This window comes from uncultured Enterovirga sp. (genome assembly GCF_964242715.1).
GTDB lineage: Bacteria > Pseudomonadota > Alphaproteobacteria > Rhizobiales > Beijerinckiaceae > Enterovirga.
Map to the genome: position 1 here is coordinate 18,645 of NZ_CAXTAZ010000012.1, position 14,838 is coordinate 33,482.

The window sequence follows — 14,838 nt, forward strand, 5'->3', positions numbered from 1 at the left end:
GAGGACGATGAGTCTCAAGGTTGAGCTGAAGCCCGGCGAGCGGATCATCATCGGCACCTCGGTGCTCCGCAGCGGCGACCAGCGCGTGCGCTTCTTCATCGAGGGCGACGCGCCGATCCTGCGCGAGAAGGACATCCTGACGCCCGCGACGGCGGACAGCCCGGCGAAGAAGATCTACCTGGCGCTCCAACTGATGTATCTCGACGGCGGGCTCGGCGGGGCCGAGGCCACCTACGTTCCGCTCATCCGCGAGTTCCTGGACGCGGTGCCGAGCGCGATGCCCTTCATCGCCCGCATCAATAACGAGGTTTTAAGCGGCGAGCTCTACAAAGCGCTCAAGACGGCGAAGACGCTGATCGCCTACGAGCAGGACATCATTCAACATGCACTCAGCGGCCGCGAGCGCCTACGCGAAGACTGCCCGGACGACGCAGTCGCCGCGTGACCTGGAAGCATCGATCCTCCTGAAGGCCGCGCAACAACTCCAGTCCGCTTGCGACAACTGGCAGCCCGACGGAACGGAGCTCGGCACCGCGCTCACCTATAACCGCAAGATCTGGACGATCCTGGCGACCTCCGCGACCGAACCGGACAACCCTCTGCCGGCTCAGATCAAGGCCAACATCGCCCAGCTCGCGGCGGTGATCTTCCAGCGCACGCTCGCAATCCTGATGGAGCCCGCGCCTGAGAAGCTGGCGCTCCTCGTCCGTATCAACCGGGAGGTGGCGAGCGGCCTCCGGACCCAGCCCGCCATCGCCCAGCCCGCGATGGCCCAGCCCGCGGCCGCCTGACCTCAGCCCAGTATCGCCAGCGTCAACCAGTCCGCGACCAGGGCCGGCTTCGCCCCGCCCTCGATCTCGACGGTGACACGATAGCGGAGCAGGATTTCGTCGGCGGAGCGCTTCGTCGCGTCCAGCAGCACGAATCGACCCCGAACCTTCGCCCCGCTCGCGACGGGCGACAGGAATCGGACCCGGTCGAAGCCGTAATTCACGCCCATGCGTCGGCCCGCGATCGCGGGCAGCGCCTCACGGCCGAAGGCGCTCAGGAGCGAGAGCGTCAGGAAGCCATGCGCGATGGTGCCGCCGAAGGCGGTCTCGGCTGCCGCCCGCGCGGGATCCACATGGATGAACTGGTGGTCGTCGGTCACCTGGGCGAAGGCGTCGAGATCAGCCTGGGTGACGACGCGCCACGGGGACACGCCGAGCTCCTGGCCGATCCGGGCCACGAGGTCGTTGATCGTGCAGCCCGGCTGAGGCGCGCCCGTCACGCAGCCCGGCCCGACGCGCCGGCCTCGTCGCCCCGGAGCCGCAGGCGGCCCGACGCCGCCTTCGCCTCCCGGTATTCCGTCGCGAGCCGCGCCACGAGCTCGCCGGCCGGGACCACGGCCTTCACGGCCCCGATCCCCTGGCCAGAGCCCCAGATGTCGCGCCAGGCCTTGGCCTTGCGGGTCTCCTCGCGGCTCGCGCCGAAATCCATGGCGACGGCCTCGACCTCGTCGAGCCTCGCCGGGTCGAGCCCGGCCGCCACGATCGAGGGCGCGAGATAATTGCCGTGCACGCCCGTGAAGACGTTCGAGGTGACGATGTCGTCCGCCCCGCTCTCGACGATCATTTCCTTGTAGCGGGCCGGTGCATTCGCCTCATCGGTCGCGATGAAGGCCGATCCGACATAGACGAAGTCAGCCCCCATCGTTTCGGCAGCCAGGATGGCTCGCCCGGTCGCGATCGCGCCCGAGAGGACGAGCGGTCCGTCGAACCAGGCCCGGATCTCCTGGATGAGCGCGAAGGGCGAGGTCGAGCCGGCATGGCCTCCGGCCCCGGCCGCGACCGCGATCAGGCCGTCCGCGCCCTTCTCGATGGCGCTGCGCGCGAAGCGCTGGTTGATGATGTCGTGCAGCGTGATCCCGCCCCAGCCATGCACGGCCTGGTTCAGCTCCGGCCGTGCACCGAGCGAGGTGATCACGATCGGCACCCGGTGCCGCTCGCAGACCTGGAGATCGTGTTCCAGGCGCTCGTTCGAACGATGCACGATCTGGTTCACGGCGAAGGGCGCCGCCGGGCTCTCGGGATGACGCAGGTCATGCGCCGCGAGGGCCTCGCGAATCTCGTGCAGCCACTCGTCTAGCTGAGCGGCGGGCCGGGCGTTCAGGGCAGGAAAGGAGCCGACGATCCCGGCCTTGCATTGCGCGATCACGAGGGCCGGATTCGACACGATGAAGAGCGGCGAGCCGATGACGGGCAGCCGCAGGCGGCCGTCGAGGATTTCGCGCCAGCGATGGGGAGAGGTCATGCCGCGTCAGGCCGCCTGGTCCGGACGGGTCCGCCGGCGCGTCTGGTCGCCCCGGCCTGCGAGCAGCCCGTCGATCGAGATATCCTCGTCGAGCTCCTCCCAGTGGAGGCCGCCATTGCTGATCTCGTAGCGCTCGCGCTGCGCAGGCGACCCTTCCGCAAGGCGCGGGAACCAGGTGAGCGGGATGCCGAGGATGCGCCCGTCGACCAGGGTCACCCACATCGTGTCGTGGTCGAACCGGACCGTCTCAGCCTTCGGAAAAGTGCTCATCCCAAGCCTCGAGCAGCGTTTGGCGTCGCCTGGCGACGATATCCGTCAGCTCGCGAACGAGGCGAGCCGAATGTCCGCGGTTATAGGCCAGCTCGATCTCGGGAAGGAGCCAAAACTTGGCATCGGCCTCACCCAGTTTGACATGAACGTGCGGCGGCTCGCGCGGGTTTCCCTCGTTCGAGTAGAAGCCGAAGCGAAAGCCCCGGTGGCGGAAGACGACGGGCATGAGGCACCGCTACACGATCGTCACCCCGCCGTCGGCCACGATCACCTGGCCGGTGATGAAGCTCGCCGCCCCCGAGGCCAGGAAGGCGACGACGGGCGCGATCTCGGCCGGCTCGCCGATCCGCCGGAGCGGGGTTCCGGCATTGCGGTGGGCGAGCTTCGCCTCGTCCTCCCACAGGGCCCTGGCGAAATCGGTCTTCACGAGGCCGGGCGCGACGCAGTTCACGCGCACGTTCCGCGGGCCCCATTCGACGGCGAGGTTGCGGGCGAGGGCGAAATCGGCGGCCTTCGAGATGCCGTAGCCGCCGATATTCTCCGTCCCCCGCAGGCCCGCGATGGACGAGACGATCACGACCGAGCCGCCGCCTCTCTCCGCCATGCCCGGGATCACGAGCTTGGCGAGCCACAGATTCGATTTCACGTTCGAACCCATGATCTTGTCGAAGGCCTCGTCGGGCAGGTCGACCATGCTGCCGTAGAAGGGGTTCACGGCCGCGTTGCAGACGAGCACGTCGACCCGGCCGAACCGCTCCATCGTGCCATGGACGAGCGCCTCGACCTCGGGCTTGCGTCCGATGTTGCAGGCGATCACCTCGGCCCGGCCGCCCGCCTCGCGGATCGCGTCCGCGACCGGCCGGCAGCTCTCCTCCTTGCGGCTCGACACGACGACGCTCGCGCCGAGCCGCGCCAGGAGTTCGGCCGTCGCCCGGCCGATGCCGCGCGACGAGCCGGTCACGATCGCGACCTGGCCGGCGAGGGAGAAGGGATCCGTCACGAGGCGTCTCCCCCTCGGGCCGCGCCCGCCTCGTGTCTCCGTCCCGCGTGACGCCGCATCGACCTCTCCCTGTTCGCGCAGGCATTGAACCAGCACCGGGCCGGCGGTGCAAAGCAGGCCGGCGGGCCGATAGACTGGGATGCGGTCCCCGGCTCGAGGGTGTAAGCCCATCCTTTCCCCACTGGAGCATGCCGTGACCGCAACCGCCCAACCCGTGCTCGACTGGCTCGCCTCCCAGGAAGGCGCGATGCTGGCGCTCCTGGAAGAGGTCGTGAACATCGATTCCGGCAGCTACGACAAAGCGGGTGTCGATGCCGTGGGCGAGCGGTTCCAGCGCTTCTTCAACGACCAGGGGATCGAGACGACCCGGCATCCCCGCGACAATTTCGGCGATGCCTTCATGGCGGCGGTCGCGGGCTCGGGCGGCGCGAACCGGCCGATCCTGCTGCTCGGCCATCGCGACACCGTCTTCCCGAAGGGCGAGGCGGGCCGAAGGCCGTTCCGGATCGAGGGCGGGCGCGCCTATGGCCCGGGCGTCGCCGACATGAAGGCCGGCCTCGTCATGAACGCCTTCGTGATGGCGGCCTATCACAAGCTCGGCGGTGCCGGCGCGCCGCTCACCATGCTGATCACCTCCGACGAGGAGATCGGGTCGCCGGCCTGCCGGGGCATCATCGAGGAGGCCGCCCGGGGCGCCCGGGCGGTGTTCAACGCCGAGCCGGGCCGCCCCTCGGGCAACGTCGTGACCGGCCGCAAGGGCGGGGTCTTCATGGAATGCGAGGTGACCGGCAGGGCGGCGCATTCCGGCGGCAATTTCGAGGTCGGCATCAGCGCGATCAACGAGATCGCCCACAAGATCACCGCGCTGTCGGCCATTACCGACATCCCGCGGGGCGTGACCCTGAATGTCGGGCTCGTCTCGGGCGGGCAATCCGTCAACACGGTCGCGCCGTCGGCCAGGATCGGCATTGATCTCCGCTATGTGGAGCCGCCGCAACGGGCGGAGGCGCTGGTGCGGATCGAGGAGATCGTCGCGTCCTCCACCGTGCCGGGCACGCAGGCGCGCCTCGAGATCAAGGGCGAGTTCCTGCCGCTCGTGCAGGACGAGGCCTCGCGCGAGGTCTTCGAGATCTACCAGGCCGCCATGGGCGAGATCGGCCGGCCGGTCGAGGGCGAGTTCGCCGGCGGCTGCGCGGATTCCGGCTTCACCTCCGCGGTCGGTTGCGCGACGGTCTGTGCGACCGGGCCGGTCGGCGGCAAGGCGCATTCCCCCGACGAGTATCTCGAGGTCGGCAGCATCGTGCCCCGCGCCCAGGGCGTAGCGCTCGCCATCGCGCGGCTCAGCGCTTAGCGGGTCGGCCGCCAGCCTCCGATACGGGCGGCGAACTCTGCCGGGAGGAGGAGGCCAAGCCTCGCCTGCCTACCGGGAAGGCTTGCGCCACGCCTCCCGGGCAGCGAATGCTCTCCGAACGGCCGTAAGGGTCGGTTCAGGGAGCGGCCCGTCATGGACTATCGTCAACTCGGCCGCTCCGGCCTCAAGGTCTCGCCGGTCTGCCTCGGCACGATGATGTTCGGCGGCCCGACGGACGAGCCGACCGCGGGCCGGATCATCGCCTCCGCGCGCGAGGCCGGGATCAACTTCATCGACACGGCCGACGCCTATACGGACGGCCGTTCCGAGGAGATCGTGGGCCGGGCGGTCGCGGCGGACCGGGACCGCTGGGTCGTGGCGACCAAGATCGCGAACCCGGTCGGGTCGGGCGCGGGCCCGAACGAGAGCGGCCTCTCCCGCCGCCGCATCATGCAGGCGGCGGAGGCGAGCCTGCGTCGGCTCGGCCTCGAGACGATCGACATCCTCTACCTCCACAAGGAGGACCATGCGACGCCTCTGGACGAGACGGTGCGGGCCATCGGTGACCTCGTCCGCTCGGGCAAGATCCGATATTTCGGGCTGTCGAATTACCGGGGCTGGCGCGTCGCGGAGATCTGCCGCCTTGCGGACGGGATCGGGATCGACCGGCCGATCGTGAGCCAGCCCTATTACAATGCCCTGAACCGCATGCCGGAGGTCGAGCACCTGCCGGCCTGCGGTTTCTACGGGCTCGGAGTCGTGCCCTACAGCCCGCTCGCGCGCGGCGTCCTCACGGCGAAATACGACCCCAAATTGCCGCCGCCGCGCGACACCCGGGCCGGCCGTCAGGACCGGCGCATGATCCAGACGGAATGGCGGACGGAATCGCTCGACATCGCGCAGGAGATCCGCGTCCATGCCGAGGCGCGCGGCACCAGCGCCGGGAATTTCGCGCTCGCCTGGGTCCTGAACAACCGTCTGGTGACCGCCACCGTGGCCGGACCCCGCACGGAGGAGCATTGGCGCGACTATCTCGCCGCGCTCTCCTACCGCTTCATGCCTGAGGACGAGGCGCTGGTCGACCGGCTGGTGGCGCCCGGACATCCGTCGACGCCGGGCTACAACGATCCGCAATATCCGCTGGAAGGGCGCCCGACGCGGACCGGCTGATCTCCTCGACGACGCTCGGCTTATGGAAGGTTCGGTCGAAGGACGGTCAAGTCCCTGGCCGCGGCGGGGTCGAAGGGCTCCGAGATGGCCACGTCGTCGCCGAATGTGACGGTCTTCGTGCCGCGCTGCAGGTCGAAGGTGACGGAGCGTGGTGCCGGGAGCGCAGCCGCCGGGGCCTGGTCCGGGACGGGAAAGGACGGCACGGCTCCAAGCGATGCCATAAAGCGGGCGCGTGCCTCGAGCGCCGGTCGCATCCGCTCCACCTCGGGGGCGGCGCCGAGCGAGGCGGTGGACAGGTCCCGGGCGGTTTCGCTCGGACGAGGGGACGCGTTGACAGGCCGGTCCGTTCTGGGCTGAACCGGCGGGGCCTGGATCGGCGACCGCCTTGCCAGGCGATATCGGCCTCGGCCAGGAGTGGCGGCCGTCGCGCTGCCTGCGGTGAAGCGTCCTGAGACCCAACGTCCGTTCACGCGCTTGCGCGTATAGACCTGCTGGGCCGGAGCAGCCGATGCGCCCGAATCCAGTCCTGGCAGAAGGCCAGGAACAAAGATGACGCTCGTGCCGAGGGCGATGGTGGCGAAGGCGATGGCCTTCCTGGGCATGCGGATGTCCTTCAACGCAACACGAAAGCTTGGCACCTATTGCAGGAACAAGGCGAAAATGGAGCACCCGCCCGAGTGTTGCTGGTTAACCTACTTGACGAGCGCGATCACGTCCTTGAAGCGCGGGTGTTCGGCCGTCACAAGCCACTCGAAGGCCACCATTTCGGCTGTGACGATCTCGGCGCCGTGCCGATCCATCCGGGCGATCGCCGCATCCCGGCTCTCGATCCGGCGCGATCCGATGGCGTCGCGCACGACCTTGACGCTCCGGCCGGACGACCTGAGCCCGAGCACGGTCTGCAGCACGCAGACATGCGCCTCGCAGCCTACGACCACGATCTCCATCCCGTCCGGGATGGCGGCCCGGACGTCCGGCTCGCGCCAGGCGTCGAAATACATCTTCGAGAGCACGCGCGCGGACGGCGCCGGCGCAAGGTCCGCGACCGTGCGGCCGAGCCCCGCCGGGTTCTCCTCCGTGTAGACGACCGGGACATCGAGCAGGGCGGCGATATCGAGGAGCCGTCTCGCATGGGCGACCGCCTCCGCGCCCTCCGCGATCGAGGGCATCAGGCGCGACTGGAAGTCGATCACGAGAAGCAGGCTCGGCGGAGGGGCCGGTATCATCGGCCGATCCCGGCCGGGAAGCCGTAAAGCCGGGCCGGGTTCTCGACCAGGATGCGGTCGCGGGTGGCGGAATCCGGAATCCACTCCGCCAGCAGATCGACGAGGGCGCCGTCATTCGGCATCGGCCCTCGGCACATCACATGCGGCCAGTCCGAGCCCCAGAGGAGGCGATCGGGCCGGAGCGCGACGAGCCTTTGCGCGAAGGGCGCGACGTCGGCGTAGGGGAGGCTCGGGTCCGACGAGATCCGATAGGGCCCGGTGAGTTTGACCCAGCATCGGCCATCCTCGACGAGCCCGAGGAAGGCCCGGTAGCCCGGGTCGTCCGGGCTGCGCGAGGTCGGCATGTAGCCGAGATGGCCGACGACCACGTCGACGGGAAGGGAGCGGCAAAGCGGGACGAAATCCTCGGCCCCATCGACATGGACCAGGAACTCGACATGCCAGCCGAAATCCGCGATCCGGGCTGCCATCCGGACGATGTCGGCCGTGTCGGCAAAGGGCATGCCGCCCGGGTCGACGAGGTTGACCCGGATGCCGCGCGCGCCCGCCTCGTGCATGCGGCGAAGCTCGGCATCGGTCACCTCCGGCCCGACCGCTACCACGGCGCGAAGCCGGGCGGGATCCGAGGCGGCGCCTTCCAGGACGGCGCTGTTGTCGGTGCCATGCACGCTCGCCTGGGTCAGCACGGCCCGGCTGAAACCCAGCGTCTCGTGAAGGTGGATCAGCGATGCGAGCGTGGCGTCCGGCGGCGTGTAGCCCCGCATGGCGCTGTAGGGATGGCGCGCGCCGTCGAAGACGTGGACGTGGCAGTCGCAGGCGCCCGGCGGGATCGCGATCGTCGGCCGGCGAGGATGAGGGTCGGCCGGCGGGCAAGGCTTCAGCCCGAGGAGCGCCACCGTCATTGCGGGGCAATCCCGGCCTCGCGAACCACCTGGCCCCATTTCTCCACGTCGCTCGCCACGAGCTTCCGCAGAGCGTCGGGAGACTGCTCGGCCGGCCCAGGCGGGATCGAGCCGAGATCGGAGATGCGCTTGCGGACCGTCTCGTCGGCGAGCGCGGCCTTCAGGGCGCCGGAGAGCTTGTCGATCACCGGCTTCGGCGTTCCCTTCGGGGCGAAGATCGCGTTCCAGCCGGTGAAGACGTAATCCGGCAGCCCGGATTCGGCGGCGGTGGCGACGTCCGGCGTCACGCTCGCCCGCTCGGGCTGGGCGATGACGAGGCCCCGGATGGTGCCGGCCTGGATCTGCGGCACGACGGTCGGGGCGAGGTCGCAGACTTGGTCGATCTGGCCGGCGACGAGGTCGTTCATCGCCGGGCCGGAGCCGCGATAGGGCGTCGAGACGAGGTTCAGGCCGGTCAGGTGGGTGAAGTAGAGACAGGCGAGATGAGGCGTCGAGCCGATCCCGGCATGGCCGCTCGTGACCTTGCCGGGATTGGCCTTGGCATAGGCGATGAACTCGGCCAGGCTCTTCGCCGGAAAATCCTTCCGGACCGCGACATAGCCCGGCGTGCCGGCGATCAGGCCGACCGGCTCGAGCTCTCGCGCATCGTAGGCAATGGTCTTGTAGAGCGCGGCCGCGGCGCCGTGGCTGCCGAGGCTGCCGACCGTGAGCGTGTAGCCGTCGGGCTCGGCCCGGGCGCCGCGGGCGCCCCCGGTCGTTCCGCCGGCGCCCGCCACGTTCTCGATGACCACGCGCTGTCCGAGCGTCCGGCCCATATGGTCTGCCGCGATGCGGGCCATCACGTCGGTCGGGCCACCCGGGGCGAAGACGACGATCATGGTGATGGGGCGGGTCGGAAAGTCCTGGCCCGCCGCGGCGAGCGGCACGCAGGCCAGGGCGGCTGCGATCAATGCGCGGATCATGCGTGTCCTCCGGCCCGTCTCGGGCGGGCTCGTCAGCCCGATACGGGCGGCCGGCACTCTCTCGCATCGATCCGCCGGGCGACCAAGGGCCGGGTGCCCGCAGACGATGTGAATGTCGGACTAGGCCGGCATCTCCTCGATGCTACGCGGCTCCCGCCGCGTTCGGCCGTTCTCTCTAATTCGTGCGGTCCCCAGCGCCTCGTAGGCCTTCATTCTAGCCCGCATTATCGAACCTAGCGGACGGTGGGCCGCGAGCGCGTGCGCCGGGCAGAACAGCAGGTCCTCGTCGACGAAGGATTGCCGGGCGGCGGTAAACGCATCCTGGGGCGGGAGGGTCAGCCTTGCGACGGGGAGGTAGGGGCTCTCGTCTTCGGGCCACTCGGTCGATGCATTCTCGACCGGCATCCTGTCGAGATCGGTGCAGAGCTGGACCCGTACCTCGAATTCCGTCCCCCGGACCCGGAACGCCTCGACGACCGTCGTGCGAAGACCGTTCTCGTCCTTTGGCTCGAATGGCTGGACGAGGGCGTCACCGGCATAGGTGACCGGGAAGAAGCCGATCTTGGCGACGTAGTCGCCGTAGCGGACCGCGCATTGCGTGAAGTAGCTCTCGGTCAGCGGGTGATTGAACGGGTGGCCGTAGAAGTCCAGGTTCGCGCTATTCAGCCCGACGGCGTTCAGGACCGCGTTGGTGGCGCGAGACGCCATCGAGACCGCGCCCTTCACGCCCTCCGGCATCGGTGTTGCGACCTCCGTCGCCGTGATCGCGCCGAGGAAGACCTTGGCCGTCGGGGCATTGAACACCTTACCGGTATCAAGCACGAAATCGTGTGTGACCTGGCCCTGGTGGGCGGGCAGCTTCGGGCCCTCGACGCCGAGGACTTTGATCGCCATGCCGCGCGGCGTAGAGACGCGCCGATCGTCCAGGAGTTCGCCGGGAACATGGGCGAGCCGGACAATGACTGGATAGGCCTTGGGCTCCGCAAACAGCCCCTGGCGAAGTTCCGGCGGCAGCCCGTCCAGGACGCGCAACTCCCCCTTGAGCAGCCCATGGGTCTTGGCATGGGAGGTTCGGACCGACTGTCCGTAACGTTCCCGCGTGATCCGACCGCCGCCGGCCATCACGTCGATGATCTTGCGGAAGGTCTCGTCCTCGTCCGGGTCGATCGTTTCGACGGAGGCCGAGTAGTGCAGGTAGGTCATGTCACATCCAAATGAGCCGCGGGCGCGCAACCGTGGCCGCGACGGCCGGCAGGAGAAGACCGTCCGCCCTTCAGCGCCGGCCGGCCTGTAGCGCCTCTGCGCGTCAACCCGTGGCCGGTCGTCCGTCCTGCCAGGGCCGCAGCGTCTCGGGGATCCTGAAATCGGCCGGCATGTCGAGATCCGAGGCCGCGCCCCGCATGGCGCGCGGGGGCAGCGGGAAGCCGCTCCGGTCGCCGTAATCGAACTCGCCCGGGCTCGACAGCCGCTTGTCCGAGGTCAGCCCGTGGACGCAGGCGATGTCGAGCAACGTGATGCCGGCGACTGCGACCGTTGCGATGGTCAGGTTGTCCTTCTCGGGATTGTCGCCCTGGAAGTTGGCGCCGAGCGTCGCGAGGTCGAGCGCGTCGCCGCCGATGCGACCATAGATCCAGGGCGTCGGGTCGTGGCTCATCAGGATCGCGACGCCCGTCGCGAGTTCGCGGACGCCATAGGCCCGGACGAGGTTCTCCTGCCCGTCCATGCCGAGCGTCCGGCAGATTGCGCGGGGCGCGATGAGCTCGGCCAGGCCGAGGCCGATCGAGAACCAGCCGAGGCCCTTGGCGAGGGTCTCGGAGCCGGAATGCGCGCCGCGGCCGCTCGGGCCACGGGTCGGCAGGGTGGAGGGTTTGTGGCTCATGGCTTGATCACCACCTTGATGCAGCCGTCCTGCTTGTCGCGGAAGGTGCGGTACATTTCCGGGCCGTCCTCCAGCCCGACGGTGTGGGTGATGACGAAGGACGGGTCGAGCTGCCCCTGCTCGATCCGACGCAGCAGGTCGTCGGACCAGCGTTTGACGTGGGTCTGGCCGGTCCGGACGGTGAGGCCCTTGTTCATGAGGGCGCCGATCGGGAATTTGTCGGCGATGCCGCCATAGACGCCCGGGACCGACAGCACGCCCGCCGGCCGGCAGACCATGATCATCTGCCGGAGCACGTGGATGCGGTCGGTCGCCATCAGCATGGCCTGTTCGGCCCGGTCGTAGATCGCGTCGATGGCGCCGGTCGCGTGAGCTTCGAGCCCGACCGCGTCGATGCACTTTTCCGGGCCCTTGCCGTCCGTCATGTCGTTCAGGCGGCCGACGATGTTCGATTCCTCGTGGTAATCCAGCACCTCGGCGCCGCCCGCCTCGGCCATGGACAGGCGCTCGGGCACGCGGTCGATGGCGATGACGCGCTTCGCGCCGAGCAGGATGGCGGACCGGATCGCCATCTGGCCGACCGGGCCGCAGCCCCAGACGACGACCGTGTCGGTCGGCTGGATGTCGCATTGCACGGCGCCCTGCCACCCGGTCGGAAGGATGTCGGAGAGGAAGAGCAGTTTTTCGTCCGAGATGCCGTCCGGCACCTTGATATGGGTCGAGTCCGCGAACGGAACCCGCAGATACTCCGCTTGTCCGCCCGAATAGCCCCCGGTCAGGTGCGTGTAGCCGAAGAGGCCCGCCGTCGTGTGACCGAAGGCGGCGTCGCCGAGGGTCTTGTTGCGGTTCGTGCGCTCGCACACGGAGAAATTACCGCGCCGACATTGCTCGCACTGGCCGCAGGTGATCGTGAAGGGGACGACGATCCGGTCGCCGACCTTCAGGGCCTTGTTGTCCCGGCCGACCTCGACCACCTCGCCCATGGTCTCGTGGCCGAGAATGTCGCCCGATTTCATGCCCGGCATGAAATGGTCGTAGAGATGCAGGTCCGAGCCGCAGATGGCGCAGCTCGTCACCTTGATGATGGCGTCGCGGCCGTCCTCGATCTCCGGATCCGGCACCGAGTCGCAGCGGACGTCCGTCGTCCCGTGCCAGACAAGCGCCTTCATGCGTGTTCCTCAAAGAAGCGGTGAATGCCTTGTTCGACAATCTCGGCACCCTGGCTTCGTTCGCCCCGGCCCAAGGTCGTCCGGATTCGGACATTCTTCCTTCCGACCGGACGAGCGGTCCGGACATGATCTCGTTGTCCCGGACCGGAGCGGAATGGTGTATGGCCGAAGCCGCTGACGTGCCCGACCTGCCGCGTCGGATGAGGAGAGGATCTTGCCCGGAATTTCGAGCGCGCTGATCGATCCGCAAGAGCTGGCCGCGAAGCTGGGGGCGCCCGATCTCGTGCTGCTGGACATCCGGTCGGCCGTCGATGGCGGCGGACGTGCGGCCTATGATGCGGGCCACATCCCGGGCGCGGTCCATACCGACTACGTGACCGGGGGTTGGCGCGCATCCCGGAATGGCGGGGCCGGCATGCTGCCGGAGGCCGATGCGCTCGGCGCGTTGTTCGGCCGGCTCGGGATCGTGCCGGCGAGCGACGTGGTCGTGATCCCGGCCGGCGTCTCGGCCGGGGATTTCGCGGCGGCCTCCCGCGTCTACTGGACCTTGAAGGCCGCCGGGCATCACCACCTTTCGCTGCTCGACGGTGGCTATGCGGCCTGGGCCGCCTCCGGCCTCCCGGTCGAGACCGCGCCCGGCGAGCCCCGCACGGCGCCGGACTATCCGGTCGCCTTCGACCCCTCGCTCCGGGCGCTGGCGCCGGACGTCGAGCAGGCCATGACCGATGGATCGGCCATCCTGGTCGACACCCGCAACCAGGCCTCCTTCGAGGGGCTCGAGCAATCGAAACAGGCCGCCCGGCCCGGCCGCATCCCGGGTTCGCTCCATCTGGAGGGGGCGCGCGCCTACGACACGGCCCGGAACCGGCTGAAGCCCAGGGCCGAACTCGAACAGCTGTTCGGGGCCGCGCCCGGCCGGCCCGTGATCCCCTATTGCAACACGGGCCAGCAGGCGGCGACCAACTGGTTCGTCCTGTCCGAAATCCTCGGCCAGCCGGATGTCAGGCTCTACGACGGCTCGCTGTCGGAATGGACCCACGATCCGGCCCGCCCGGTCGAGACCGGGCCGGCCGAACGAGGCTGAGGCCGCTCAGGTCCAGCGGCTGGCGCGGTTGCGGCTCATCGTGGCGTCCACGCTCCATGGCCCGGGTCCCGCGGCCGCGATATAGAGGAAGACGAAGCAGTAGAGGGCGGCGAGCTCTCCGCCGTTCATCACCGGGAAAAAGCCCCGGCCGGCGTGAAACAGGAAGTAGGCGACCGCGGCCATGCCGGAGGCGATGAAGGCGGCCGGGCGGGTGAAGAAGCCGATCGCGATGAGGGCTCCCCCGACGAGCTCGATGACACCTCCGAACCAGAGAAGCGTCCCCATCGCCGGCTGCCCGTTCGCCGGCATGTTCGGGAAGCCGAGCAGTTTCTGCGTGCCATGCTGCATGAACAGAAGGGCAGCCATGATCCTCAGCACGCTGAGCAGGCGGGGCGCCCAGACGCTCCCGATTTCGGCCGGTGTCACTGTGTGATGTCTCCGTTCGATCGTTCTTCGAGGCAGACGCTCGGAACGAGCGCAATTCCCGCAGGCCTTGTAGCCTGATGGAGGGTTCAGGGCGAGGCGGGGGACGGCGGGGTGGGCACCCCAGCGACCCCGGTGAATGGCGCGTATTGGGGTGGACTTGTACGGCAAGTGCCGTACATTCAAGGGACGCACGATAATCCGCGTGTTGAAATCCCTGCTGGCCATAGGTTGATGACATGCGCTCGTCCACTCTCGACACAAGTCAGACCGAGACCCCTGCAACCCGGAGCGCCCGCATGGAGCAGCGCACGACGGTAGAGGCGAAGGCCCTCATCGAGCGAGGTGCGCGGGCTCTTGGCCTCACGGCCTCCGAATTCACGGTTGCAGCGGCATGCCGCGCGGCGCGTGAGACCTTGCGGGATTACGAGCTGACCGTCTTGACCCCGTTGGATCACCATGCCTTCATGGCCGCCTTCGACGCGATGGAGCCCGCTCCCGAGTTGGTTGAGCTGATGCGCCTTCACCCGAAGGTGTCGAAGGCTTCATGATCGACGCCGCCCTGCTTGCGCGCCTCAGAATTGAGCCGCTCGATCGCAAGAGACACGATCGGGCGGCCTTCTCGTGTGGTGTCGCCCAGGTCGACACCTATCTTCGCACCGTCGCCGCTGGTCTCCAGGACCTCGAGACAACCCGCGTCTACGTGGCCCGCCTCGACGAGACTCCAGACATCGTCGGCTTCTACGCCGTCAATGCGCACGCGATCGATCTCGGCACGTTGCCGGAGGGCATGCGAAAGAAGCTGCCGCGCTACCCCCTGGTGCCGGCGATCTATCTGTCCGTGGTCGGTGTGCACGATGCCTTTCAAGGCGGCGGCGTGGGCAGCGTCCTGATGGCGGATGCGATGCGTCGCTGCGCGCGCGTGGCCGACGAGATCGGCGCGGCCTTCATCGTGCTGGACGCCCTCAACGAACGAGCCGGCGCTCTCTATCGACGGCTCGGTTTCGTCGACCTTCCAGGTCGTGCCCCCCGCATGGTCATCGGCATACGCCAGGTCCGGGCGGCGATCGCAGCGGCGGCGATAAGACCGGCTTGATCTTACGGTCGATG

At 68.8% G+C, this 14,838-nt stretch carries 20 protein-coding genes; 7 read left to right on the forward strand and 13 right to left on the reverse strand.

The features are described from left to right. Nucleotides 1-7: 7 nt before the first annotated feature. Both flbT and flaF read left to right on the forward strand, forming a co-directional pair. Complete coding sequence (gene flbT / locus ACFE87_RS08355) at nt 8-445, forward strand: flagellar biosynthesis repressor FlbT (protein ID WP_375459170.1); 438 nt, start codon at nt 8-10, stop codon at nt 443-445. Further along, complete coding sequence (gene flaF / locus ACFE87_RS08360; protein WP_375459171.1) at nt 384-791, forward strand: flagellar biosynthesis regulator FlaF; 408 nt, start codon at nt 384-386, stop codon at nt 789-791. Before flbT ends, flaF begins: the two co-directional genes overlap by 62 nt. Nucleotides 792-793: 2 nt before the next feature. On the opposite strand, the gene ACFE87_RS08365 is transcribed toward flaF, so the two are convergent. Genes ACFE87_RS08365 through ACFE87_RS08385 form a run of 5 tightly spaced genes read right to left on the reverse strand, consistent with a single transcriptional unit; the run spans nt 794 to nt 3,562 of the window. Continuing rightward, nucleotides 794-1,270 (reverse strand): MaoC family dehydratase, encoded by a 477-nt coding sequence (locus ACFE87_RS08365; protein ID WP_375459172.1) that lies wholly within the window; start codon nt 1,268-1,270, stop codon nt 794-796. Continuing rightward, on the reverse strand, nt 1,267-2,292 hold the full coding sequence (locus ACFE87_RS08370) for an NAD(P)H-dependent flavin oxidoreductase (RefSeq protein ID WP_375459173.1): 1,026 nt from the start codon (nt 2,290-2,292) through the stop codon (nt 1,267-1,269). Before ACFE87_RS08370 ends, ACFE87_RS08365 begins: the two co-directional genes overlap by 4 nt. A 6-nt stretch (nt 2,293-2,298) precedes the next feature. After that, on the reverse strand, nt 2,299-2,562 hold the full coding sequence (locus ACFE87_RS08375) for a DUF2442 domain-containing protein (protein WP_375459174.1): 264 nt from the start codon (nt 2,560-2,562) through the stop codon (nt 2,299-2,301). Further along, the gene (locus ACFE87_RS08380; protein ID WP_375459175.1) at nt 2,540-2,788 is read right to left on the reverse strand and encodes a DUF4160 domain-containing protein; all 249 of its coding nucleotides are present in this window, start codon (nt 2,786-2,788) and stop codon (nt 2,540-2,542) included. Before ACFE87_RS08380 ends, ACFE87_RS08375 begins: the two co-directional genes overlap by 23 nt. A gap of 9 nt (nt 2,789-2,797) precedes the next feature. Continuing rightward, on the reverse strand, nt 2,798-3,562 hold the full coding sequence (locus ACFE87_RS08385; protein ID WP_375459176.1) for an SDR family NAD(P)-dependent oxidoreductase: 765 nt from the start codon (nt 3,560-3,562) through the stop codon (nt 2,798-2,800). A 247-nt stretch (nt 3,563-3,809) separates the two neighbouring features. On the opposite strand from ACFE87_RS08385, the gene ACFE87_RS08390 reads away from it, so the two are divergent. Together ACFE87_RS08390 and ACFE87_RS08395 are read left to right on the forward strand one after the other, a co-directional pair. Next, the gene (locus ACFE87_RS08390) at nt 3,810-4,913 is read left to right on the forward strand and encodes a M20 family metallopeptidase (RefSeq protein ID WP_375459247.1); all 1,104 of its coding nucleotides are present in this window, start codon (nt 3,810-3,812) and stop codon (nt 4,911-4,913) included. A 153-nt stretch (nt 4,914-5,066) separates the two neighbouring features. Then, nucleotides 5,067-6,083, forward strand: a complete 1,017-nt coding sequence (locus tag ACFE87_RS08395) for an aldo/keto reductase (RefSeq protein WP_375459177.1) — start codon at nt 5,067-5,069, stop codon at nt 6,081-6,083. A 20-nt stretch (nt 6,084-6,103) separates the two neighbouring features. Here the strand turns inward: ACFE87_RS08395 and ACFE87_RS08400 are convergent, their stop codons facing one another. From ACFE87_RS08400 to ACFE87_RS08430, 7 genes are all read right to left on the reverse strand, one after another. Beyond that, complete coding sequence (locus ACFE87_RS08400; RefSeq protein ID WP_375459178.1) at nt 6,104-6,685, reverse strand: hypothetical protein; 582 nt, start codon at nt 6,683-6,685, stop codon at nt 6,104-6,106. 90 nt (nt 6,686-6,775) lie between these two features. After that, on the reverse strand, nt 6,776-7,309 hold the full coding sequence (locus tag ACFE87_RS08405; RefSeq protein WP_375459179.1) for an isochorismatase family protein: 534 nt from the start codon (nt 7,307-7,309) through the stop codon (nt 6,776-6,778). Next, nucleotides 7,306-8,211 carry an amidohydrolase family protein gene (locus ACFE87_RS08410; protein ID WP_375459180.1) on the reverse strand — a complete coding sequence of 302 codons (906 nt, stop codon included), beginning with the start codon at nt 8,209-8,211 and terminating at the stop codon, nt 7,306-7,308. The genes ACFE87_RS08405 and ACFE87_RS08410 overlap by 4 nt, the downstream gene beginning before the upstream one ends. Next, nucleotides 8,208-9,173: a tripartite tricarboxylate transporter substrate-binding protein gene (locus ACFE87_RS08415; protein ID WP_375459181.1), complete on the reverse strand. Its 966-nt coding sequence runs from the start codon at nt 9,171-9,173 to the stop codon at nt 8,208-8,210. The genes ACFE87_RS08410 and ACFE87_RS08415 overlap by 4 nt, the downstream gene beginning before the upstream one ends. 120 nt (nt 9,174-9,293) lie before the next feature. Continuing rightward, the gene (locus ACFE87_RS08420; protein WP_375459182.1) at nt 9,294-10,376 is read right to left on the reverse strand and encodes a catalase family protein; all 1,083 of its coding nucleotides are present in this window, start codon (nt 10,374-10,376) and stop codon (nt 9,294-9,296) included. A 103-nt stretch (nt 10,377-10,479) separates the two neighbouring features. Continuing rightward, nucleotides 10,480-11,052, reverse strand: a complete 573-nt coding sequence (locus tag ACFE87_RS08425; RefSeq protein ID WP_375459183.1) for a cyclase dehydrase — start codon at nt 11,050-11,052, stop codon at nt 10,480-10,482. After that, nucleotides 11,049-12,221 carry a zinc-dependent alcohol dehydrogenase gene (locus ACFE87_RS08430; RefSeq protein ID WP_375459184.1) on the reverse strand — a complete coding sequence of 391 codons (1,173 nt, stop codon included), beginning with the start codon at nt 12,219-12,221 and terminating at the stop codon, nt 11,049-11,051. The genes ACFE87_RS08425 and ACFE87_RS08430 overlap by 4 nt, the downstream gene beginning before the upstream one ends. 214 nt (nt 12,222-12,435) lie before the next feature. Here ACFE87_RS08430 and ACFE87_RS08435 point away from each other — a divergent pair, with 214 nt between their 5' ends. After that, nucleotides 12,436-13,305, forward strand: a complete 870-nt coding sequence (locus tag ACFE87_RS08435; protein ID WP_375459185.1) for a sulfurtransferase — start codon at nt 12,436-12,438, stop codon at nt 13,303-13,305. A gap of 6 nt (nt 13,306-13,311) precedes the next feature. On the opposite strand, the gene ACFE87_RS08440 is transcribed toward ACFE87_RS08435, so the two are convergent. Next, nucleotides 13,312-13,731, reverse strand: a complete 420-nt coding sequence (locus ACFE87_RS08440; protein WP_375459186.1) for a DoxX family protein — start codon at nt 13,729-13,731, stop codon at nt 13,312-13,314. A 296-nt stretch (nt 13,732-14,027) separates the two neighbouring features. On the opposite strand from ACFE87_RS08440, the gene ACFE87_RS08445 reads away from it, so the two are divergent. Together ACFE87_RS08445 and ACFE87_RS08450 are read left to right on the forward strand one after the other, a co-directional pair. Then, nucleotides 14,028-14,279 carry a DUF1778 domain-containing protein gene (locus ACFE87_RS08445; RefSeq protein WP_375459187.1) on the forward strand — a complete coding sequence of 84 codons (252 nt, stop codon included), beginning with the start codon at nt 14,028-14,030 and terminating at the stop codon, nt 14,277-14,279. Next, the gene (locus tag ACFE87_RS08450) at nt 14,276-14,824 is read left to right on the forward strand and encodes a GNAT family N-acetyltransferase (RefSeq protein WP_375459188.1); all 549 of its coding nucleotides are present in this window, start codon (nt 14,276-14,278) and stop codon (nt 14,822-14,824) included. The genes ACFE87_RS08445 and ACFE87_RS08450 overlap by 4 nt, the downstream gene beginning before the upstream one ends. Nucleotides 14,825-14,838 lie beyond the last annotated feature (14 nt).

Bases quoted from the DNA above. Each gene is read 5' to 3' on its own strand.
- ACFE87_RS08395 (WP_375459177.1), top strand. From the start codon at position 5,067: ATGGACTATCGTCAACTCGGCCGCTCCGGCCTCAAGGTCTCGCCGGTC.
- flbT (WP_375459170.1), top strand. From the start codon at position 8: ATGAGTCTCAAGGTTGAGCTGAAGCCCGGCGAGCGGATCATCATCGGC.
- ACFE87_RS08445 (WP_375459187.1), top strand. From the start codon at position 14,028: ATGGAGCAGCGCACGACGGTAGAGGCGAAGGCCCTCATCGAGCGAGGT.
- ACFE87_RS08390 (WP_375459247.1), top strand. From the start codon at position 3,810: ATGCTGGCGCTCCTGGAAGAGGTCGTGAACATCGATTCCGGCAGCTAC.
- flaF (WP_375459171.1), top strand. From the start codon at position 384: ATGCACTCAGCGGCCGCGAGCGCCTACGCGAAGACTGCCCGGACGACG.
- ACFE87_RS08400 (WP_375459178.1), bottom strand. From the start codon at position 6,685: ATGCCCAGGAAGGCCATCGCCTTCGCCACCATCGCCCTCGGCACGAGC.
- ACFE87_RS08430 (WP_375459184.1), bottom strand. From the start codon at position 12,221: ATGAAGGCGCTTGTCTGGCACGGGACGACGGACGTCCGCTGCGACTCG.
- ACFE87_RS08410 (WP_375459180.1), bottom strand. From the start codon at position 8,211: ATGACGGTGGCGCTCCTCGGGCTGAAGCCTTGCCCGCCGGCCGACCCT.
- ACFE87_RS08370 (WP_375459173.1), bottom strand. From the start codon at position 2,292: ATGACCTCTCCCCATCGCTGGCGCGAAATCCTCGACGGCCGCCTGCGG.
- ACFE87_RS08420 (WP_375459182.1), bottom strand. From the start codon at position 10,376: ATGACCTACCTGCACTACTCGGCCTCCGTCGAAACGATCGACCCGGAC.
- ACFE87_RS08415 (WP_375459181.1), bottom strand. From the start codon at position 9,173: ATGATCCGCGCATTGATCGCAGCCGCCCTGGCCTGCGTGCCGCTCGCC.
- ACFE87_RS08375 (WP_375459174.1), bottom strand. From the start codon at position 2,562: ATGAGCACTTTTCCGAAGGCTGAGACGGTCCGGTTCGACCACGACACG.
- ACFE87_RS08380 (WP_375459175.1), bottom strand. From the start codon at position 2,788: ATGCCCGTCGTCTTCCGCCACCGGGGCTTTCGCTTCGGCTTCTACTCG.
- ACFE87_RS08425 (WP_375459183.1), bottom strand. From the start codon at position 11,052: ATGAGCCACAAACCCTCCACCCTGCCGACCCGTGGCCCGAGCGGCCGC.
- ACFE87_RS08405 (WP_375459179.1), bottom strand. From the start codon at position 7,309: ATGATACCGGCCCCTCCGCCGAGCCTGCTTCTCGTGATCGACTTCCAG.
- ACFE87_RS08450 (WP_375459188.1), top strand. From the start codon at position 14,276: ATGATCGACGCCGCCCTGCTTGCGCGCCTCAGAATTGAGCCGCTCGAT.